Annotated in this window: 19 protein-coding genes and 2 rRNA genes; 20 read left to right on the top strand and 1 reads right to left on the bottom strand. The window is 42.9% G+C overall.

All coding sequences use genetic code 11. The features are described 5' to 3' along the window. The first annotated feature begins 235 nt into the window (after nt 1-235). The 7 genes from PPIS_RS13685 to PPIS_RS13655 all read left to right on the top strand — a co-directional run bounded on the left by PPIS_RS13685 (nt 236) and on the right by PPIS_RS13655 (nt 9,026). Nucleotides 236-3,119: ribosomal RNA gene (locus PPIS_RS13685) — 23S ribosomal RNA — on the top strand. A 115-nt stretch (nt 3,120-3,234) separates the two neighbouring features. Next, nucleotides 3,235-3,348, top strand: a 5S ribosomal RNA gene (gene rrf / locus PPIS_RS13680). Nucleotides 3,349-3,891: 543 nt separating this feature from the next. Next, on the top strand, nt 3,892-4,506 hold the full coding sequence (gene lexA, locus PPIS_RS13675; protein ID WP_010378434.1) for a transcriptional repressor LexA: 615 nt from the start codon (nt 3,892-3,894) through the stop codon (nt 4,504-4,506). 360 nt (nt 4,507-4,866) lie between these two features. Further along, nucleotides 4,867-6,009, top strand: a complete 1,143-nt coding sequence (gene coxB, locus PPIS_RS13670) for a cytochrome c oxidase subunit II (protein WP_010378435.1) — start codon at nt 4,867-4,869, stop codon at nt 6,007-6,009. After that, the gene (ctaD, locus tag PPIS_RS13665) at nt 6,009-7,583 is read left to right on the top strand and encodes a cytochrome c oxidase subunit I (protein WP_010378436.1); all 1,575 of its coding nucleotides are present in this window, start codon (nt 6,009-6,011) and stop codon (nt 7,581-7,583) included. The genes coxB and ctaD overlap by 1 nt, the downstream gene beginning before the upstream one ends. Then, a complete protein-coding gene (locus PPIS_RS13660; protein WP_010378437.1) occupies nt 7,583-8,161 on the top strand; it encodes a cytochrome c oxidase assembly protein in 579 nt (192 codons plus the stop codon). The genes ctaD and PPIS_RS13660 overlap by 1 nt, the downstream gene beginning before the upstream one ends. Beyond that, on the top strand, nt 8,151-9,026 hold the full coding sequence (locus PPIS_RS13655; protein ID WP_010378438.1) for a cytochrome c oxidase subunit 3: 876 nt from the start codon (nt 8,151-8,153) through the stop codon (nt 9,024-9,026). Before PPIS_RS13660 ends, PPIS_RS13655 begins: the two co-directional genes overlap by 11 nt. Here the strand turns inward: PPIS_RS13655 and PPIS_RS25800 are convergent. Continuing rightward, entirely contained in the window at nt 8,932-9,228 is a 297-nt protein-coding gene (locus PPIS_RS25800; protein ID WP_081629166.1) for a DUF2909 family protein, read from the bottom strand. The two genes, PPIS_RS13655 and PPIS_RS25800, sit on opposite strands and share 95 nt — an antisense overlap. Before the next feature lie 12 nt (nt 9,229-9,240). Here PPIS_RS25800 and PPIS_RS13645 point away from each other — a divergent pair, with 12 nt between their 5' ends. The 13 genes from PPIS_RS13645 to PPIS_RS13585 all read left to right on the top strand — a co-directional run bounded on the left by PPIS_RS13645 (nt 9,241) and on the right by PPIS_RS13585 (nt 21,581). Continuing rightward, nucleotides 9,241-9,969 (top strand): SURF1 family protein, encoded by a 729-nt coding sequence (locus PPIS_RS13645; protein WP_010378439.1) that lies wholly within the window; start codon nt 9,241-9,243, stop codon nt 9,967-9,969. Continuing rightward, nucleotides 9,962-10,453, top strand: coding sequence for a hypothetical protein (locus PPIS_RS13640; protein ID WP_010378440.1), 492 nt, complete (start codon nt 9,962-9,964; stop codon nt 10,451-10,453). The genes PPIS_RS13645 and PPIS_RS13640 overlap by 8 nt, the downstream gene beginning before the upstream one ends. Before the next feature lie 9 nt (nt 10,454-10,462). Further along, nucleotides 10,463-11,476 (top strand): COX15/CtaA family protein, encoded by a 1,014-nt coding sequence (locus PPIS_RS13635; RefSeq protein WP_010378441.1) that lies wholly within the window; start codon nt 10,463-10,465, stop codon nt 11,474-11,476. Continuing rightward, nucleotides 11,460-12,359, top strand: coding sequence for a heme o synthase (cyoE, locus tag PPIS_RS13630; protein ID WP_019647585.1), 900 nt, complete (start codon nt 11,460-11,462; stop codon nt 12,357-12,359). Before PPIS_RS13635 ends, cyoE begins: the two co-directional genes overlap by 17 nt. Then, on the top strand, nt 12,356-12,949 hold the full coding sequence (locus PPIS_RS13625; protein WP_010378443.1) for an SCO family protein: 594 nt from the start codon (nt 12,356-12,358) through the stop codon (nt 12,947-12,949). Before cyoE ends, PPIS_RS13625 begins: the two co-directional genes overlap by 4 nt. A gap of 155 nt (nt 12,950-13,104) precedes the next feature. After that, the gene (locus tag PPIS_RS13620) at nt 13,105-13,377 is read left to right on the top strand and encodes an STAS domain-containing protein (RefSeq protein ID WP_010378445.1); all 273 of its coding nucleotides are present in this window, start codon (nt 13,105-13,107) and stop codon (nt 13,375-13,377) included. A gap of 9 nt (nt 13,378-13,386) precedes the next feature. Next, nucleotides 13,387-13,749, top strand: coding sequence for a response regulator (locus tag PPIS_RS13615; protein WP_010378447.1), 363 nt, complete (start codon nt 13,387-13,389; stop codon nt 13,747-13,749). Nucleotides 13,750-13,767: 18 nt separating this feature from the next. Further along, nucleotides 13,768-15,852, top strand: a complete 2,085-nt coding sequence (locus tag PPIS_RS13610; protein ID WP_010378448.1) for a chemotaxis protein CheA — start codon at nt 13,768-13,770, stop codon at nt 15,850-15,852. Continuing rightward, complete coding sequence (locus PPIS_RS13605; protein ID WP_010378450.1) at nt 15,849-16,370, top strand: chemotaxis protein CheW; 522 nt, start codon at nt 15,849-15,851, stop codon at nt 16,368-16,370. Before PPIS_RS13610 ends, PPIS_RS13605 begins: the two co-directional genes overlap by 4 nt. A 1-nt stretch (nt 16,371) precedes the next feature. Then, nucleotides 16,372-19,059 (top strand): methyl-accepting chemotaxis protein, encoded by a 2,688-nt coding sequence (locus PPIS_RS13600; protein ID WP_019647586.1) that lies wholly within the window; start codon nt 16,372-16,374, stop codon nt 19,057-19,059. 52 nt (nt 19,060-19,111) lie between these two features. Further along, entirely contained in the window at nt 19,112-19,942 is an 831-nt protein-coding gene (locus tag PPIS_RS13595) for a CheR family methyltransferase (RefSeq protein ID WP_010378455.1), read from the top strand. Then, nucleotides 19,929-20,543 (top strand): chemoreceptor glutamine deamidase CheD, encoded by a 615-nt coding sequence (cheD, locus tag PPIS_RS13590; protein ID WP_010378457.1) that lies wholly within the window; start codon nt 19,929-19,931, stop codon nt 20,541-20,543. Before PPIS_RS13595 ends, cheD begins: the two co-directional genes overlap by 14 nt. Nucleotides 20,544-20,552: 9 nt before the next feature. After that, nucleotides 20,553-21,581, top strand: coding sequence for a protein-glutamate methylesterase/protein-glutamine glutaminase (locus tag PPIS_RS13585; RefSeq protein ID WP_010378458.1), 1,029 nt, complete (start codon nt 20,553-20,555; stop codon nt 21,579-21,581). Nucleotides 21,582-21,585: the final 4 nt, after the last annotated feature.

Here is a 21,585-nt window from a genome sequence, read left to right as displayed (position 1 = left end):
TAATCATTTTTATGATTAATTAGCGTCTACTTTAGTATTCAATATTAACTTCTGGCGAAGTTAAACTGTCTTTGAATATACAATGTCAAATTAGACATTTTCAATGATTTTGGTTTTTAGGCAAGGCGCTTGAGATTTTTGTCGACGGGAGCATAACGTGTTATGTGACCAAGCAAAAATATCGAGGAACGCAGCATAAAAGACAAAAGCGAAGAAAAACTACTTTGGGTTGTATGGTTAAGTGACTAAGCGTACACGGTGGATGCCTTGGCAGTTGGAGGCGATGAAGGACGTACTAACTTGCGATAAGCCTAGTCAAGCCAGTAAGAGGCGCTTGAGACTAGGATTTCCGAATGGGGAAACCCACCTGCTTGCAGGTATCGTTAACTGAATACATAGGTTAACGAGGCGAACGCGGAGAACTGAAACATCTAAGTACCCGTAGGAAAAGAAATCAACCGAGATTCCGAAAGTAGCGGCGAGCGAAATCGGACCAGCCCTTAAGCTTTAGTGTAGTTAGTGGAACATGCTGGAAAGCATGACGAAACAGGGTGATAGTCCCGTACACAAAAACTTATCTAAAGTGAAATCGAGTAGGTCGGAGCACGTGAAACTTTGACTGAATATGGGGGGACCATCCTCCAAGGCTAAATACTCCCAACTGACCGATAGTGAACCAGTACCGTGAGGGAAAGGCGAAAAGAACCCCTGTGAGGGGAGTGAAATAGAACCTGAAACCGTGTACGTACAAGCAGTAGGAGCCTACTTGTTGGGTGACTGCGTACCTTTTGTATAATGGGTCAGCGACTTATATTCTGTAGCGAGGTTAACCATTTAGGGGAGCCGTAGCGAAAGCGAGTCTTAACTGGGCGCTTAAGTTGCAGGGTATAGACCCGAAACCCGGTGATCTAGCCATGGGCAGGTTGAAGGTTGAGTAACATCAACTGGAGGACCGAACCCACTAACGTTGAAAAGTTAGGGGATGACCTGTGGCTAGGAGTGAAAGGCTAATCAAACCGGGAGATAGCTGGTTCTCCCCGAAATCTATTTAGGTAGAGCCTCGGACGAATACTTACGGGGGTAGAGCACTGTTAAGGCTAGGGGGTCATCCCGACTTACCAACCCTTTGCAAACTCCGAATACCGTAAAGTAATATCCGGGAGACACACGGCGGGTGCTAACGTCCGTCGTGGAGAGGGAAACAACCCAGACCGTCAGCTAAGGTCCCAAAGTGTATGTTAAGTGGGAAACGATGTGGGAAGGCTAAAACAGCTAGGAGGTTGGCTTAGAAGCAGCCACCCTTTAAAGAAAGCGTAATAGCTCACTAGTCGAGTCGGCCTGCGCGGAAGATGTAACGGGGCTAAACATACCACCGAAGCTACGGCTGCGAACTTAGTTCGCGGGGTAGGGGAGCGTTCTGTAAGTGGCTGAAGGTGTGCCGGGAGGCATGCTGGACATATCAGAAGTGCGAATGCTGACATGAGTAACGACAAGAGGAGTGAAAAACTCCTCCGCCGGAAGACCAAGGGTTCCTATCCCATGTTAATCAGGGTAGGGTGAGTCGACCCCTAAGGCGAGGCTGAAGAGCGTAGTCGATGGGAAACGGGTTAATATTCCCGTACTCGGTATGAATGCGATGGGGGGACGGAGCAGGCTAGGCAAGCATGGCGTTGGTTGTCCATGTGAAAGGCTGTAGGCTGGTGACTTAGGAAAATCCGGGTTGCCAAGGCTGAGAGTCGAGACGAGCCACTAAGGTGGTGAAGTTGTTGATGCCCTACTTCCAGGAAAAGCCTCTAAGCTTCAGTTCATACTGAATCGTACCCTAAACCGACACAGGTGGTCAGGTAGAGAATACTAAGGCGCTTGAGAGAACTCGGGTGAAGGAACTAGGCAAAATTGTACCGTAACTTCGGGAGAAGGTACGCTCTTGTTTGTGAAGGACTTGCTCTGTAAGCAAACGAGAGCCGCAGTGACCAGGTGGCTGGGACTGTTTATTAAAAACACAGCACTGTGCAAAATCGTAAGATGACGTATACGGTGTGACACCTGCCCGGTGCCGGAAGGTTAATTGATGGGGTTAGCTTAGGCGAAGCTCTTGATCGAAGCCCCGGTAAACGGCGGCCGTAACTATAACGGTCCTAAGGTAGCGAAATTCCTTGTCGGGTAAGTTCCGACCTGCACGAATGGTGTAACCATGGCCACGCTGTCTCCACCCGAGACTCAGTGAAATTGAAATCGCAGTGAAGATGCTGTGTACCCGCGGCTAGACGGAAAGACCCCGTGAACCTTTACTACAGCTTGGCACTGAACATTGACCCTACATGTGTAGGATAGGTGGGAGGCTTTGAAGCAGAGACGCTAGTTTCTGTGGAGCCGACCTTGAAATACCACCCTTGTAGTGTTGATGTTCTAACTTAGGCCCCTGAATCGGGGTTGAGGACAGTGCCTGGTGGGTAGTTTGACTGGGGCGGTCTCCTCCCAAAGAGTAACGGAGGAGCACGAAGGTTTGCTAAGTACGGTCGGACATCGTACGGTTAGTGTAATGGTAGAAGCAAGCTTAACTGCGAGACAGACACGTCGAGCAGGTACGAAAGTAGGTCATAGTGATCCGGTGGTTCTGAATGGAAGGGCCATCGCTCAACGGATAAAAGGTACTCCGGGGATAACAGGCTGATACCGCCCAAGAGTTCATATCGACGGCGGTGTTTGGCACCTCGATGTCGGCTCATCACATCCTGGGGCTGAAGTCGGTCCCAAGGGTATGGCTGTTCGCCATTTAAAGTGGTACGCGAGCTGGGTTTAGAACGTCGTGAGACAGTTCGGTCCCTATCTGCCGTGGGCGTTTGAGAATTGAGAGGGGCTGCTCCTAGTACGAGAGGACCGGAGTGGACGAACCGCTGGTGTTCGGGTTGTGATGCCAATTGCATTGCCCGGTAGCTACGTTCGGAACTGATAACCGCTGAAAGCATCTAAGCGGGAAGCAGGCCTCGAGATGAGTTCTCACTTTGACTTAGAGTCAACTGAAGGGCCGTTGAAGACTACAACGTTGATAGGCGAGATGTGGAAGTGCTGTGAGGCATTAAGCTAACTCGTACTAATTACCCGTGAGGCTTAACCATACAACGCCAAAGTGGTTTAAGTGACAGAAGTTAATAGACTAAAGTAGACAAAAGAATTTAATAGCTTTTTCCGGATTTACATTGATGAGGGAGACTTCATTGATGAACAGAATTTCCTGGTGACTATAGCGTTTTGGACCCACCTGACCCCATGCCGAACTCAGAAGTGAAACAAAACAGCGTCGATGATAGTGTGGATTACCCATGTGAAAGTAGAACATCGCCAGGGCCAAATAAGAGAAACCCGTTGCAGCAATGCGACGGGTTTTTTGCTGTTTGGGGTATAGAAAACCTCGCGAGGTAAACTCGCTCCCACCACAGTATCAGCACAGCGCAATATGGTAGGGGGTGGTTCACCCACCGATAGGTTGCAATGAAAGTTTCCAGCCGATGATAGTGTGGATTCCCCATGTGAAAGTAGAACATCGCCAGGGCCAAATAAGAGAAACCCGTTGCAGTAATGCGGCGGGTTTTTTGTTGTTTGGGGTATAGAGGTTTTTCTATACCTAAGTGAATGCACTCCCAGCACAGTATTAGCACAATGCAACATGGTAGGAGGTAGTTTATCAGCCCAAAATCTTAATAATCTATTTCTTATTGCTTAGGGTCGTAGGTTATGCTTTGAGGCACAGACTTCGCTTCTTGTTAAATGCTACTCTAATTAATGCTATCAGCAAGTACACTTAAAATATGTCGAATAAAGAAACATTTGCGATTTTTTTTGAGCTGTATATACTTACAGTAAATAAACCACTGTATGGAACACCAGTTAATGCGTCCTCTAACAAAACGACAAGAACAAATCTTTGAATTAATAAAAGTATTCATAAAAGATACTGGCATGCCTCCAACTCGTGCAGAAATAGCTGATGCTTTGGGTTTTAAGAGTGCAAATGCAGCGGAAGAACATCTTAAGGCGCTTGCGAAAAAGGGAGTTATCGAAATGGTCCCTGGTGCAAGCCGAGGGATTCGACTTGTAGAGGATGAATCCGAACAACTTGGTTTACCTATTATCGGTCGTGTTGCTGCTGGTGAGCCTATTCTGGCAGAGCAACATGTAGAAAGTCACTGTAATGTAGATGCGAGTTTTTTTAAACCTAATGCTGATTATCTTTTGAGAGTTAATGGTATGAGCATGAAGGATATTGGCATTATGGATGGTGATCTACTAGCTGTTCACAGTACTCAAGTGGCTGAAAATGGCCAAGTGATAGTGGCTCGTGTAGAAGAGGACGTGACAGTTAAACGTTTTGAAAAGAAAGGAAAGAAAGTCTTATTGCATGCTGAGAATGAAGAGTTTAATGCGATTGAAGTGGATCTTGAGCATCAAAATTTCTCCATTGAAGGGTTAGCCGTCGGCGTTATCCGAAGTGCTGACTGGATGTAGTTTTTGAGAGCGAGCGTAGCGTTAAAGATAAAGTTGCGCTTGCTTTAACTATATTTTGTTTAAAAAGTGATAATTAACTTTTCTAACTATGTGAAAGTAGGATGATTATAGTGACTTTAATCATTTAGTAATATTTTTAGTTTTCTGATCTTTATACACTATTTTTCATCATTCTTCGTTTTAATCCCTATAGTCCCCAGTTTTGATTCTAAAGTCGGTCTTCTCAAAAATCTTGCAATTTGTTTGTTTTTTGACTAATTGGTTAATAGTCGTGCAGTAAGTCTATGTACAAATAGACAATATGACAGTCATCCAATAATAACAAAAGACAACCACGAGTTGTCTTGAAGGAGACGTCAAATGAAAATTTGTCGATTAGTTGTAGCATTCATCGCAGTGCTAATCGCCATGCCCTCACTTGCTAACAGCGCTTATAATATGAGGCAAGGTGTTACAGACATTAGTCATCAAGTGTATGAGCTTCACATGACCATATTTCTAATATGTTGTGTCATAGGTGTGATTGTGTTTGGGATTATGTTTTGGGCGCTTATAAAACACAGAAAGTCAAAAGGCGTTGTTGCAGCGCAATTTCATGAAAGCACCAAAGTGGAAATACTTTGGACTGCAATTCCCTTCCTGATACTCATTGGTATGGCAATACCAGCCACAAAAACGCTTATTGCTATGGAAGACACGAGTAAAGCTGATCTGACCATTAAAGTCACAGGTTCTCAGTGGAAATGGCACTATGAGTATATGGGGCACGATGTTGAGTTCTATTCCTTACTCTCTACTTCGAAAGATGAAATTAGTGATCTTAAAGAAAAAAATGAAAATTACCTGCTTGAAGTTGATAAGCATTTAGTTATTCCCACCGATAGGAAAGTTCGCTTTTTGATGACCTCAGATGATGTCATCCATTCTTGGTGGGTGCCTGATTTTGCGGTGAAGAAGGATGCCAATCCAGGCTTTATAAACGAGGCATGGACAAAGGTCAACGATGAAGGAATTTACAGAGGCCAATGTGCTGAATTATGTGGCAAAGATCATGGCTTTATGCCAGTCGTCGTCGAGGCTATAAGTCCTGATAAATTTGATAGTTGGCTTAACGATGCTAAAGCTGAAAAAGCAAAAGCAGAAGCTGAGTCACAAGCAGTAGCCCAACAAACTCTTTCGAAAGAGGAGTTAATGGAGGTTGGTGAACAAACTTACATGGCTTATTGCGCAGCTTGCCATCAACCAACGGGGCTTGGGCTACCAGGTGTCTTCCCTGCAATGAAAGGGAGTAAAGTCGTCACTGGAGATATTAAAGCTCATATAGATATTCTCCTTTTAGGCCGCCCAGGAACTGCGATGCAATCTTTCGCAAAGCAATTAACAATCAAGCAGATCGCGGGGGTTATCACCTATAAAAGAAATAGCTGGGGTAATGACACCGGCGATGTTATTCAGCCAAGTCAAATACAGCGTGAGATAGATGCATTAGAGGAGGGTAAGTAATGAGTGCCATCGTAGAAGAACATTCACAACATACAGCTCCCAAAGGCTTAAAGCGCTGGCTGTTTACCACCAATCATAAAGACATTGGAACACTGTATTTATTGTTCTCACTAAGCATGTTTTTAATCGGTGGTGCTATGGCGATGGTGATCCGAGCCGAGTTATTCCAACCAGGGTTGCAGCTTGTAGATCCGCATTTTTTTAATCAAATGACGACAGTACATGGACTAATAATGGTATTTGGCGCAGTCATGCCCGCATTTACAGGCCTTGCCAACTGGATGATCCCAATGATGATTGGTGCTCCTGATATGGCGCTACCTAGAATGAATAACTGGAGCTTTTGGATACTACCCTTTGCATTTGCAATTTTACTGATGTCGTTATTTTTGGAAGGCGGCGGGCCTGCTTTCGGTTGGACTTTTTATGCGCCACTATCTACAACGTATAGCAATGACAATACAGCATTTTTTGTTTTTGCGATCCATATAATGGGCATTAGCTCTATTATGGGTGCTATCAACGTTATCGTGACCATTGTCAATCTTAGAGCTCCAGGTATGACATGGATGAAGTTGCCTTTATTTGTCTGGACTTGGCTGATCACTGCATTTCTTCTGATTGCAGTTATGCCCGTACTCGCTGGCGCTGTGACTATGGTATTGACTGATAAGTTCTTTGGAACGAGCTTTTTTGATGCAGCAGGTGGTGGTGATCCTGTTATGTTCCAGCATATATTCTGGTTCTTTGGTCATCCTGAAGTGTACATCATGATATTACCTGCCTTCGGCATAATCTCTACGATAGTACCGACATTTTCAAGAAAGAAACTGTTTGGCTATGCATCAATGGTTTATGCAACCGCGTCGATTGCTCTGTTGTCGTTCGTCGTTTGGGCTCATCATATGTTTACTACGGGTATGCCTTTAGCTGGTGAGTTGTTTTTTATGTATGCAACTATGCTCATATCTGTGCCTACTGGCGTTAAGGTTTTTAATTGGGTAGCTACAATGTGGCGAGGTGCTATTAGTTTTGAGGTGCCCATGCTTTTTGCCATTGCGTTTATCGTACTTTTCACAATTGGCGGATTTTCCGGTTTGATGTTAGCAATTACGCCCGCAGATTTCCAATATCACGATACCTACTTCGTTGTCGCGCATTTCCATTACGTGTTGGTTACGGGTGCAGTATTCTCAATAATGGCCGCCGCATATTATTGGTTACCAAAGTGGACAGGTCACATGTTTGATATCAAATTGGCTAAATTTCACTTTTGGCTCTCTTTGGTTAGTGTGAACGTATTGTTCTTCCCTATGCACTTTGTTGGTCTTGCTGGCATGCCAAGGCGGATCCCTGATTATGCTCTACAGTTCGCTGATTTCAACGCGATCATTAGTATCGGAGGGTTTGCTTTCGGTCTTTCTCAACTGTTGTTTGTTGCAGTGGTTTATAAATGTATAAAAGGTGGAGAGCAGGCCCCAGGGAAAGTGTGGGATGGGGCTGAGGGATTAGAGTGGCAAGTACCATCTCCGGCTCCTTATCATACCTTTTCAACGCCACCGGAGATTAAGTAATGCAACATGGACGCCTGCTTAAGAAGCTAATTTTGTTGACGCTAGGTATGTTTGCTTTTGCCTTTGCACTGGTTCCTCTATACGACGTTTTTTGTGATGTCACAGGCCTAAATGGTAAGCCATCCATGGAAATCGCCAAGCAGAGCGAGTCAATTGCGCAAAGTCGACAAGTAGATGTGAGCTTCACAACGCATAGTCAAAGCCAGGCGCCATTTAAAGTCGATGCAGTCGAGCATTCGGTTAGAGTTCAACCCGGTAAGCTAACCGATGTCAAATTCATTGCAAAAAATTTGAGTGATAGTGAGCGTGTGTTGCAAGCGATCCCTTCAGTGTCTCCAGGGAAAGCGGCAAAGTATTTACACAAAATGGCCTGCTTTTGTTTTGATCAGCAACCAATGAAAGGCAAAGAAGAAGTTGAGTTTGTCTTGAGGTTCTATGTAGATACGGAGCTCCCAAGTGATGTTGAGGAACTCACGCTTTCATATACGTTGTTTGATATTACAGAGCGAGTTAGCAAACAAGACAGTGATGGACTGAATATGCTGGCCGCTCGAGAGGAGTTCAAATATGAACCATGAACAAGAAAAATATTACGTGCCTGAGCAAAGCCCATGGCCAATCGTAGGGGCTTTTGCGCTTTTCTTTATCGCGGTCGGCGCTGGCTTAACAATTATTCAACTTAAATCAACCAGTAATAGTGGAGTAATGCTACTGCTCGTTGGTATTGCTGTGCTGATCTATATGATTTTTGGTTGGTTCAGGAATGTGATCCAAGAATCTCAAACTGGATTATATTCTGCCCAAATGGATCGTTCGTTCAAGCAAGGAATGGGATGGTTTATCTTTTCCGAAGTTATGTTTTTTGCTGCTTTTTTTGGCGCACTTTTTTATGCTCGAATGATAGCTGTGCCGTGGTTAGGCGGTGCAAGTAATAACGCTAGTACCAATGAGGTTTTGTGGCCTCAATTTGAAGCTGTATGGCCATTGCTCACAACTCCAGATGGAACTGTAACTCAAGCTATGGGTTGGCAGGGACTTCCGCTGATCAATACGATTATTCTATTAGCATCATCAGTAACCCTTAGCTTTGCTCACGTAGCTTTAGAAAAAGAGCAAAGGGCGAAAGTGAAGGCGTTCTTAGGATTAACAGTACTACTTGGCGTCGCATTCTTAACCTTGCAAGTGGAAGAGTATATTCACGCTTACCAAGATCTGGGGCTAACTCTCCAGTCGGGAGTTTACGGTAATACGTTCTTTTTGCTGACAGGATTTCATGGTTTTCACGTCACACTTGGCGCGATCATTCTTTTCGTTATATGGATAAGGGTATTAAAGGGCCACTTTACCGCTAAGAATCACTTTGCTTTTCAAGCTGGGGCTTGGTATTGGCATTTTGTTGATGTTGTTTGGTTGTGCCTGTTTGTATTTGTTTATGTGTTGTAACAACGGGTGAAGAGTGTAGCTTTATAAAGCCAAATTGAGCGGCAAGACAGATTAGAAGTACGACAGCTATTGATGCATAAACTCTTTGTTGCAATAGCCTCGCCATCGACTCTTGTTGCTCTGACTTGAGCATGACTAGCATAGCTCTAAATAGATTTAGAAAAACGAGTAGTAGCAATACAACAATAATAATTTTAATCATAAGGGGTGTCCGATGGATTTAGGTGCACTTTTTAAAGGTAGATCAAAACCCCCCATATTGGCAGCATTAATCGTTGTTCTTTTATGTGGCTCGCTCTCTTATTGGCAGTGGCAAAGAGCGCAGCAAAAACATGTGTTGCAGCATAAAGTTGAGATTGAAAAATCGCTAGGCGTGGCTAATGAGCAGCAAGTAACATCCCAGCCGCTCACGCAATATGTTAATGCTGAAGTGTCGATTACAGGGAATTTTGTAGGCGATGCGGTTTGGTATTTAGATAATCAAGTCGTGAAAGGCCGAGTCGGTTTTGATGTAATTGGCATTATAAAAATTTCCGAAACTGATGAGTATCTAGCTGTTAATTTAGGTTTTGTGCCTCAGCAGGTTAGTCGCGTGCCTACCGTTTACTCTCTTCCAAGTGGCACCGTTTCTCTACCTGTCTATATCAAATCTAGTGCTAGTAAGCGGTTCACCTTAGCTAAGTCTGCGGCTGAGGAGACAACAAAACAATCTGTGATTCAGTATATTGATGTTGATTACTTGTCTGCGGAGTCAGGTAAACCTCTTTTACCTCTAATTGCCTACATGACTAAAAATAGACTTGCTGGGACTGAGCCCCATTATCAACCGGTCGTAATGTCACCGCAAAAACATGAAGCTTATGCATTACAGTGGTTGCTTATTGCCTTGGCCGCGCTAGTAATTGGCTGGAAACTTTCAAAAAAGGAGAATAAAGATGTCTAAAAGCGCGGCATGGTTTATAGGGCTGTTCGTATTCCCCTTACTATTGGCATTTGTTGCCTTGAAGGTCGGCTGGATACCACATAGTACGACTAATCACGGTGAATTTTTAAGTCAGGAGGTTCGCCAATCAGAGCTGGTTTTAGATACTGAGTGGAGTATCGTTTATCAGCGACCAAAGCAGTGTAATAAGCAATGTTCTTTACTACTAGATAGCTTACCTAATTTGTATTTAGCGCTGGGGAAAAACCAGCAGAAAGTATCGCTTGTGGTATTACAAGAGCGAAATGAAAAAGGTATTGAGTACGCTACTTCTTTGCCGATATACCTCAAGCAGTTAGACGACAACTATCTCTATTTGGTTGATAAAACAGGGTTATTTGTACTTAAATATGCACCAGTAGCAAGCTTAGAAGAAATGCGAAGTGTACAAAAAGGGCTACTGAGTGATCTGAAGAAATTATTGAACTACTCTCGTTCAAGTTAGGAGGTAAATATGTCCAAGGTAAGAATAAAAATCGCAATATTTGCCTGTTTCGTCGCAATAACGGTAGTGACACTTGGCGCCTTCACACGTTTAAGTGATGCGGGACTTGGGTGTCCAGATTGGCCTGGGTGTTACGGCTTTTTAACAGTACCAAATGAGACTCATGAACTATCTGCGGCGAAAGACAATTTTCCACATTTAGAAGTGGAAGCAGAAAAAGCTTGGATTGAAATGATCCATCGCTATTTTGCCAGCTTCCTCGGGTTACTTATTTTGGCACTTGCATGCATAAGGCTATTCAAGAAGCAAAAAACAAAAAACCCTAATCGTCACTACTACTTACTGCTATTGCTTGTGTTATTTCAAGGGGCACTTGGGGTGTGGACCGTGACGATGAATTTACAGCCAGTTATTGTGATGGGTCATTTACTAGGTGGGTTTAGTATTCTTGCATTGCTGGTGTTATTGGTTTTAAGGCTGAAATACACCACTATTACTGCTAGTGTAACTAGCCTTACCTGTCGTTTATGTTATGTGGCTCTTGGTGTGTTGATTATACAAATTGCGCTTGGTGGGTGGCTTGCAGCCAATTATGCTGCTCCACATTGTACAGGCTTGCCGCTATGTGACAATCTGCAACTTTTCTCTTGGCAGAGTTTATTTACGCTTCCTGAAGCTTCAGCGACTTATGAGTTTGGTGTTTTGCCATTCGAATCTAGAGTATCTATTCACTTTATCCATCGGATATGGGCAGTTATTACCGTTTTAATGTTACTTGCTGCATGCTGGCCACTGCTTAAAGCAAGTCAAAACCGAGTACTCCGACACTCAGCGCTTGTCGTTTTAGCTTTAGTTTCTATACAAGTTTTGGTTGGGGCTGCAATAGTACATTTTCAGTTTCCTCTATTGTTGACACTATTCCATAACTTCATGGCAGCTATGGTGTTATTAGCAATGGTGAGATTGTGCTTTTTTATCAGCTTGGCGCAAAAAGTAGGGGTGAAATATGCTTCAATTAACTAATTTTTCAGAGCTTCAAAAAGCAACTACGCTATTACAAGCCTACTTTGGCATGTGTAAGTTCAAAGTAGTATGTATGTTAGTTATTACTGCTTGGGTCGGGATGATGTTAGCACCGCAAAGTGATAAAACATTATTGGCACAGTTAATGAGTTTGTTTGGCATTGGTTTACTTTCAAGTAGTGCAGCAGCTGTAAATCATATCGTGGATAGAGAAATAGATAAAAAGATGGCGCGAACACGAAACCGACCGTTAGCGACAGACTCCGTTTCTGTATCATCAGCTTTAATCTTCGCGACGGGCCTCGCAATTTCAGGATATGCTCTATTAACTATTTTTGCCAATCAGTTATGTGCGCTACTTACCTTAGCCGCGCTATTCGGTTATGCCGTGGTTTATACGTTATTGTTAAAGCGCGCAACACCTCAAAACATAGTAATAGGGGGGTTAGCAGGAGCGATGCCACCTCTGTTAGGTTGGGTCAGTGAGACTGGTCAGCTTGGTGCAGAGCCTTGGTTGTTAGTAATGATCATTTTTGCTTGGACACCTCCCCACTTTTGGGCATTAGCTATTGCTCGTAAACGAGATTACGAAAAAGCCGAAGTCCCCATGTTACCAGTAACGCATGGAAACGAATTTACAAAACTCTGTGTGCTATTTTATACCATCATTTTGACTTTAGTCTGTTTGCTACCTTACCTAGTGGGAATGTCTGGTTGGATCTACTTGCTGGTCTCCGGCATAGCAAATGTCGCTTTTATTTACAAAGCCACAAAGCTTATGAGAACAAATAGTTTAGAGTATGCTATGAGGGTATTCTATTTCTCTATCTGGCATCTTTTGATAGTGTTCATTGCACTCTTTGTGGATAAAGCATTTATATGAAAAAATTTTTCTTAATTATCTCTATGTTAATTCTGTTTGGTTGTGGGCCTGCGCCAGATGTGTCGGAAAAAGTGGTTTGGTACCCTAAGCCTAAGGACGTGAAAGCGTTTGAATTAAGGGATCAATACGGTGAGGTAGTCTCAAATCAAGACTTTACCGATAAATGGAACTTGCTGTTTTTGGGTTACACTAGCTGTCCCGACGTGTGTCCTATGACGCTGTTGAAGCTAACTCACGTATATCAATCCGTAAAAAACAAAAGTGACTTACAAGTATGGTTTGTATCGGTCGATCCTAACCGAGATACTGAAGAGAGGCGTTTAGCCTACATCAAGCACTTTGATCCTAATTTTAAAGCGGTATCTGCCGATCATTCGGCTTTATTTCCTTTTGTGAGAGATCTCGGTTTAATCTACGCAATAAATCAGGAACAGACAGAAGAGTATTATGTTGATCATAGTGCGTCTGTAGCATTAATTAACCCTAAAGGCCAGCTTGAGGCTATTTTCAAACCTACACATACAGCTGGAGCTGTCCCTACAATCGATGACAAACTACTTCTCGCTGACCTTGAGAAGATCATCAATTAGTCTTATATCGGCACTGGTCGACCCCAGTGTCGCTGTACTATCTTACCTCTAACGCTTTAATTATTTGCGGATTTTTAATCAATCTTTGTGGCATTTTTACCATCACGGTCTAAGCTAATTTTATTACTCATTTTTACAAGGATAGTCTTCAGCTCATGTTGAAACTCCCACCTGAAATGGCGATTAACCATGTGGAAAGCCTGTACCATCAGATTTTCCAAGACTCTATGGAAACATCAGACATCACGATTGATATTAGTGAAGTGCAAAGAGCCGACACAGCGTCTATACAACTGCTCTGTGCCGTACAGAAACACTTGCTCTCTTTAGAACATAAAATTGTATGGCATGGTGAAAGTGATGCTTTAGCGCAGGCGGTAGATGAGTTGGGATTAACCCATTATTTATTCCATAGTATTGAAAATTAAGAGGTGAATATGAAAAAGATTTTAGCTGTGGATGATTCGGCGTCAATGCGCCAAATGGTTGGCTTTACTTTGAAAAAAGCAGGTTTTGATGTCACGGAAGCCAAAGATGGCAGTGAAGCGCTATCTATTGCCAAGCAACAAGGGTTCGATGCCGTGATCTCTGATGTAAATATGCCTGTAATGGATGGGATCACTCTTATTAAAGAGCTGCGCAGCTTACCCAACTATAAGTTCACCCCTTTACTGATGCTGACAACTGAGTCGGGGTTAGATAAAAAAACAGAAGGTAAAGCGGCGGGAGCAACAGGTTGGATAGTGAAGCCATTCAACCCTGAACAACTACTAGCGGTATTGAAAAAAGTCATAAGATAGATACAGAGAGGCGTCGATATGAGTATTGATTTAAGCCAATTTTTTGATGTCTTTTTTGAAGAGAGCTTTGAAGGTCTAGACATAATGGAAGCTGAGCTGCTGAATTTACAGCCAGGCCATGAAGACTCAGAAACGATCAATACTATATTTCGCGCAGCACACAGCATTAAAGGTGGCAGTGGAACATTTGGTTTTACTTCTGTCGCTAACTTCACGCATGTTTTGGAAACCTTACTCGATCAGATCAGGGATGGGCGTCGACAGTTGACCGCTGAACATGTCAATTTGCTGCTCCAATCCGTTGATTGTTTAAGGGCCTTATTAACCGCATTACAAGCCGAAGAAGAGCCAGATCTTTCCAATGCGAATGAGTTGAAAGTTAAATTTGAAGAGATTTTAGGTGGTAAAGAGAGTGCTAGCTCAGATACTGCCGATAGCACACCTCAAGGGCAAGAATCTCAAACCTATCAAATAGACTTTAAACCGCTCCCTCATTTGTTTAAAACCGGTAACGAGCCGCTTTATATGTTAAGTGAGCTGTCAGAATTGGGGGATTTAGAAACTCATGCGTTTTGTGATGCTATACCTGAGATTGATGACTTCAATCCAGAGGATTGCTACCTCAGTTGGAGGTTATACTTAACAACCAGTCATCCAGAATCGGCGATTAAAGAAGTATTTGAGTGGGTTGAAGATGATGCTGAAATTTCTATTACCTTATGTGGTGGTTTATTTGAAGATGATGTGAGTGTCTCCACAACGCCAGAACCAGAGAGTGAGAAGAAAGAAGCGTCGAGCAACGACACTCAAAATATTGATGTACCAAAAACACCCTCAGCGACAAAAGCTAAGCCTGAGGCTAGCAAGAAATCAGCAGAATCGACTTCGATCCGTGTTGGGATTGATAAAGTTGATTCGCTTATCAATATGGTAGGGGAGTTGGTTATTACCCAAGCTATGTTGACTCAATTAGGCGAGCAAGAACCGACTGAAAATACGCTTGCTGCGATGCAAGAAGGCCTCGCTCAATTAGCCCATAACACGCGCGATTTACAAGAAAATGTAATGCGTATCAGGATGTTACCTATTAGTTTTGTCTTCAGCCGATTTCCCCGTTTAGTAAGAGATACGTCACAGAAGTTGAATAAACAGGTTGAGCTAAAACTGCTAGGAGAGCAAACAGAATTAGATAAAACCGTGATGGAAAAAATTTCCGATCCTATGGTTCATTTAGTAAGAAACTCTTTGGATCACGGCTTAGAAACACCGGAAGACAGAATAAAAGCCGGAAAAGATCCCGTAGGTACGGTGACACTGAATGCTTTCCACCAAGGTGGAAATATTGTGATTGAAATCATGGATGATGGCAGAGGCTTGAATACCGAAAAAATAAAAAGTAAAGCAATTGCCAATGGCCTAATTCAAGCAACTGATGAGCTGACTATTGAAGAGGTTAATGAACTTATTTTTAGGCCAGGGTTTTCAACAGCTGATGAAGTGAGTGATATCTCTGGTCGCGGCGTAGGTATGGATGTTGTTCGACGAAATATTCAAGCATTAAACGGCAGCGTCGAAGTGACCTCTGCAAAAGGGGTTGGCTCGACATTTACGATTAGGCTGCCATTAACGCTGGCCATTCTTGATGGTCAACTGGTTAAAGTTGCAAAGCATACCTACATCATTCCACTTATTTCTATTGTTGAGTCTTTACAAATAGATATTAAAAAAGTGAGCAAAGTAGGTAATGGTTTAGAGGTGCTTCGGTTACGAGATGAATACATACCAATACTAAGGCTATATCAACTATTTAACCATGGTGGTGCAATAGAAGAGTTGGATAAAACACTGTTAGTAGTTGTAGAGAGTGATAATCACAAAGTGGGATTGTTGGTGGATGATTTACTAGCGCAACAACAGGTCGTTATTAAAAGTCTCGAAGCGAATTATCAGAAAGTAAATGGGATCTCAGGGGCGACAATTTTAGGTGATGGAAGAGTCTCTTTAATTGTTGATATTAGTGGTCTTATCAAACTGAGTGGCTTAAAGCGTCCAGGAACTCAAGAGTTATTAGTAGAACAAGAGTTAGATGAGGTGGTGTCATGATCACTGAAAAAGCCTCGATTAATGAACAAGTCATGCTTGCAGACAGAGATGACGATACACAATTTCTCACCTTTATGATGGCGGGAGAAGAATATGGCATGGATATTCTGGCCGTACAGGAAATCAGAGGGTGGGAAGAAGTCACTGCAATTCCAAATGCTCCTAAGTATGTGAACGGTGCGATTAATTTACGTGGCACGATAGTGCCAATCATAGATTTAAGGGTTCGATTCGGCTTACCGCAAATCGAATATGGAGCTCTAACTGTGGTTATCGTTGTCTCCGTTGTAATAAAAGAGGCAACAAAAATTATGGGGTTAGTTGTTGATGCGGTATCTGACGTATACAGCATCAACGAAGAAACAGCGAAGGATGTTCCAGATTTTCAAGACTCGGAAAATAGTCAATTTGTACAAGGACTTGTAAATGTTGGTGAAAAAATGGTCGTACTTTTAAATTTGAAAAAGATATTAGATCTTGAAGTAAAGCAGAATGAGCAATTGGTTGTCGGGGGATAACATGAGCGATCAAGCATTAGCAAGTCAACTCAACAATAGGGTTCTGATAGCGGGTGCCATAATATTTGTGGGCTTGGCAATTAGTGTTCAAATGTTGAATATTAATATGTCTACACAAGCCTATGTGGCGATGGTTATAGCAGCTGTTAGTGTGGTGCTGGCAATTTTACTACTTAAGCAAAGCGCAAACATTCTGCTTTCTAAGTTGCAAGATGTTGAGGAAATTGTTCCCGCGATCGAGAGCAAAGATGCTAGCTTGCTCAATGCAAGTAATGCGTCACGTCAATCATCTTTATACAAAGCAGTTGCTAATTTATTAAGTGGTGACGCGGTAGATAGTCAAGACCATAGCCATAGTTTGTTGCTAGCTTTAAAGGTCTGTCAGGCCAATGTTATGCTTGCAGATGCCTCTCTCAACATTGTGTATTTGAACGACTCCGTAACCAGTATGCTGCGTAAAAATCAGGCTAAGTTACAGCAAGAGTTACCTGGTTTTAATGTTGATAGCTTGATTGGTGCCAACATTGATACGTTCCATAAAAACCCGAGCCATCAGAGAGGCATACTAGCTAATTTGACCCGTCCATATGTCACACAAATCAAAGTGGCAGGTTTGACCTTTGATCTTATTGCCACGCCTGTTTTCGATGATGAAGGACAAAGGATCGCGACTTTAGTTGAGTGGAAAGACCTTACAAGAGAATTAGCGTTAGAGAAAAAGCAGGCGGATTTGGCGAGCCACAATGCTCGTATATCGAGCGCGCTGGACGTTTGTCAGGCAAACGTAATGCTAGCGGACGAAGGGTTGAATATTATTTATGTTAATGATTCGGTTGTGCGAATGCTCAGAGACAATCAAACGCAGCTTAGAAAATCATTACCGAACTTTGATGTGGATACACTTGTAGGGCAATGTATTGATGTATTTCATGCAAACCCCAGCCATCAAAGAAACCTCCTTGAGAAGCTGAGCGATGTATACAGCACAGATATCAAAGCTGCTGGCTTTACCTTTGGCTTAATTGCGACCCCGGTGTTTGATGAAGAGAAAAAGCGGATTGGTACCGTCGTTGAGTGGGACGACAAAACAGAGCGTTTAGTTCGTGAAGAGGAAGAAAAAACTGCCGCAGCTGAAAACTTGCGCGTCCGAAGAGCATTAGATAACGTTTCAACGAATACGATGATAGCAAATGAGCAGTTTGAGATCGTTTACTTGAATCGTGCAGTGAAAGATATGATGAGAAATGCTGAAAGCGATTTAAGGCGTGACCTGCCTAATTTTGATAGTAACCACCTTATGGGAGCGAATATTGATGTATTCCACCGTAATCCAAGTCACCAACGCAGTATGCTCTCTCGACTTGAAACCGAGTATAAAACGGAAATCGTTGTCGGCGGAAGAACCTTTGGCCTAGTCGCTAATCCGATATTTGATGGTAATAACGAACGCGTAGGCACCGTTGTCGAATGGGAAGATAGAACCAAAGAAGTCACAATTGAGAAAGAGGTGAATGGCCTAGTTCAGTCGGCTAATGGCGGTAATCTTAGTGTTCGTTTATCAGAAGATGGGAAAGATGGCTTCTACTTACGACTAACCAAAGGGTTAAATAATTTAGTGTCTACAGTTGATGAAACGGTTACAGATATGGGGGACATGTTAGACGCCTTAGCAACTGGTAATTTAACCAGACGTATTGAAGGTGAATACCGTGGGGCATACGAAAAACTTAAAAAAGATGCCAATACTACCGCTGAGAAGTTAACTGAGGTACTTGGCCGGATCCGTACTTCTGCAAACTTGGTTGCTAGTGGTGCTGATGAAATCTCCCAAGGTAACGCGGATTTGAGTCAGCGAACTGAAGAGCAAGCCTCCTCACTAGAAGAAACAGCTTCTAGCATGGAAGAAATGACGAGCACAGTTAGACAAAATGCAGATAACGCGAAAGTAGCTAATGAGTTGGCCGAAGAGACTTGTGATAAGGCGACCAAAGGCGGTGAAGTAGTCACACGCGCAGTTGAAAGCATGTCTGAAATTAATGATTCAAGTAAGAAAATTGCCGACATTATAGGCGTTATTGATGAAATCGCTTTCCAGACAAACCTATTGGCATTAAACGCAGCCGTTGAAGCTGCCAGAGCCGGAGAACAAGGTAGAGGCTTTGCAGTGGTCGCGGGTGAGGTCCGTAATCTAGCTCAGCGTTCTGCAGCAGCGGCGAAAGAGATTAAAGATCTGATCAGAGACAGTGTAAGTAAGGTTGAAGATGGTACGTTACTGGTTAATGAATCTGGTGAAACGCTAAAAGAAATAGTTGAGTCTGTTAAGCGGGTGACAAACATGATTTCTGACATTGCTGAAGCGTCGATTGAGCAGAGTTCAGGTATTGAGCAGGTTAATAAAGCAGTGTCACAAATGGATGAAATGACGCAGCAAAATGCTGCCTTAGTTGAAGAAGCGTCAGCCGCAGGGGAGTCGATGGCTGAGCAAGCAAATGATATGAGAAGATTATTAAACTTCTTCACTCTTGATGAATCTTCACACCGTAGCTTAGAAATGTCTGAGTCACCGAAGAACTATAAAGCGCCAGAAAAGCAATTACCAAAACGGACAATGAACTCTAATAAGCCCCCTCAGCAAAACACGAAAAGTAATCAGTTTGCAGATGACTCGGAAGAGTGGGAAGAGTTTTAGGGTTAGGCAATAGATCAATTCCGTAGTGGGGGTTGGCTGAAGGAATACGACGATGCGAGAGTTTCTGTTGACCGATAAGGATTTTTCCGAAATTTCGGCTCGAGTCTATGACACATGCGGCATAGTACTCGGGCCGCATAAAAGGGAAATGGTTTACTCAAGGTTGGCAAGGCGCATAAGAGCCAATGGGCTAAAATCATTTGAGGCGTACTTGTCGTTTTTGGAAGAAAATCAAGATGTTGAATTTAGTCATTTTATCAATGCAATTACGACCAATTTAACCTCATTTTTTCGGGAAAATCATCACTTCGAATTTCTAACAAAGAAAATAGTTCCCGAAATTATTGCCAGACACAAACACGACAGAAGAGTCCGGATCTGGTCTGCCGGGTGCTCCACAGGTGAAGAACCCTATAGTATTGCGATGACCATTGCGAATGCTTTTCCTAATGGTTGGGATGTCAAAGTACTGGCAACAGATTTAGATTCCAATGTCTTAGGCAAAGCGAGTCTTGGAGAATATACGGCAAATAACGTCACGGGTTTAGACGAAGATAAGCTCAAAAAATGGTTTCTTAGAAGTGCTGATGGAGCAATGTATAAAGTGAAGCCTAAATTGCAATCCTTCATCCATTTTAAACGACTTAATCTTCTAGAACCATGGCCAATGAAAGGGCCCTTTGATGTTATTTTCTGTCGTAATGTTTTGATTTATTTTGATAAAGAAACAAAAGATAAATTGTTTGAGCAATATCATGACATGTTAGTTCCCAATGGTTACTTACTTATAGGGCACTCCGAAACGATGGGAAAAGAGCACCTAGAATTTAAAAATTTAGGTAAAACCATTTATCAAAAAGGCCAGTTGAATGAGAGAGTTTAGACCCGTTCTCAGAGGCTTCGAGCATGTAAAACGCTTTTGGGATTCAGGGCGTGCCAAAGTCGTTGCAAAAGTACTTCCGGGGGAGTTTTATGTATCTAAGCAGGATGAACTGATTTCGACTGTACTAGGTTCCTGCATTGCCGCTTGCGTATATGATGAGAAATTGGGGATAGGTGGTATGAATCACTTTATGTTACCTGGAGCAAAGGCACTAAGAGAAGTGCATGCGGATGACCTAAATTGCCGTTACGGTAACTGGGCGATGGAGTATCTGATAAATGAAGTACTCAAAAATGGGGCGTCTAGAAGCAATTTAAAAATTAAACTTTTTGGCGGCGGAAAAATTATTAGCGCTATGACTGATATCGGAGAAGGTAATATCAGGTTTGCTCAAGCCTATGTGGAAGAGGAAAGTTTAAATTTGATTTCACAGGATGTAGGCGGCCCCTGGCCAAGAAAAGTTATCTTTCATCCTCAAAGTGGCAAAGCGCAAGTGAAAAAGTTACGAACCATGCACAATAACACAATTGAACAACGTGAAGTGCGTTACTTACATGACATTGAGGCTCAAGACAATAAAACGGATATTGAGCTATTTTAGGTGTGAAATATGATCAAAGTTCTGATTGTTGACGACTCGCCGTTAATTCGTGGGTTGTTAAAAGAAATTTTAGGTCAGGCGGATGGTATTAAAGTCGTTGGCACCGCGGAAGACCCTTATGAAGCTAGAGAGCTCATTAAGTCTACTTCGCCTGATGTATTAACTTTGGATATAGAAATGCCAAAAATGAATGGCATTAATTTTCTTAAAAATTTAATGCGCTTAAGGCCTATGCCTGTTGTGATGATCTCTACGTTGACCCAAGAGGGCTCACCCGCCACGATAGAAGCACTAGAATTAGGTGCCGTTGATTTTATTTCTAAGCCCACCAGCAATGTTGCTGATACCTTAATGTCTTATTCCGATTTGCTGGTTAAGAAAATTAGAGTAGCGGCCGGTGCAAGAGTGAGGGCTTTTAAAGCACCAAAACAGGAAAGCGAATTAGAAATTGGCCGTAATTATACATTTTCTCGTAATACTATTTTAGCCATAGGCGCCTCAACTGGAGGAACTGAAGCTATCAGAGAGGTGCTTATGCGATTACCAACACACGCCCCTCCTGTTGTTATCACCCAACATATCCCACCAGTTTTCAGTACCTCATTCGCGCAAAGAATGGATCGCACCTGTGCGGTATCAGTCAAAGAAGCGGAAGATGGTGATGTTTTATTACCTGGTCATGTTTTCATAGCACCGGGAGACAAACATCTTAAGGTGGCACACACTGCAACCGGATATGTTTGCCGATTAGATGATACTGAGCCTGTTAATCGTCATAAACCCTCAGTTGAGGTGTTATTTAACTCCCTTGTGCCAATGGGGAAGCATGTTTGTGCTGCTATGCTTACGGGAATGGGTAGTGATGGAGCAAAAGCAATGCTAGCTTTGAAAACCACTGGTGCCAATACATTTGCACAAGATGAACTTAGCTGTGTGGTATGGGGAATGCCTAGAGCGGCGTACGAGCTTGGCGCAGTGCAAAGCCTAGTACCTTTGAGTAAAGTGACTGAAACCATGCTGAGCGCGGTTAAAAAGTAGGGGT

Source organism: Pseudoalteromonas piscicida, from assembly GCF_000238315.3.
Classification (GTDB): Bacteria; Pseudomonadota; Gammaproteobacteria; order Enterobacterales; family Alteromonadaceae; genus Pseudoalteromonas; species Pseudoalteromonas piscicida.
Note: the sequence above shows the minus strand (reverse complement) of the source record. Positions and strands in the feature narration are given on the sequence as shown.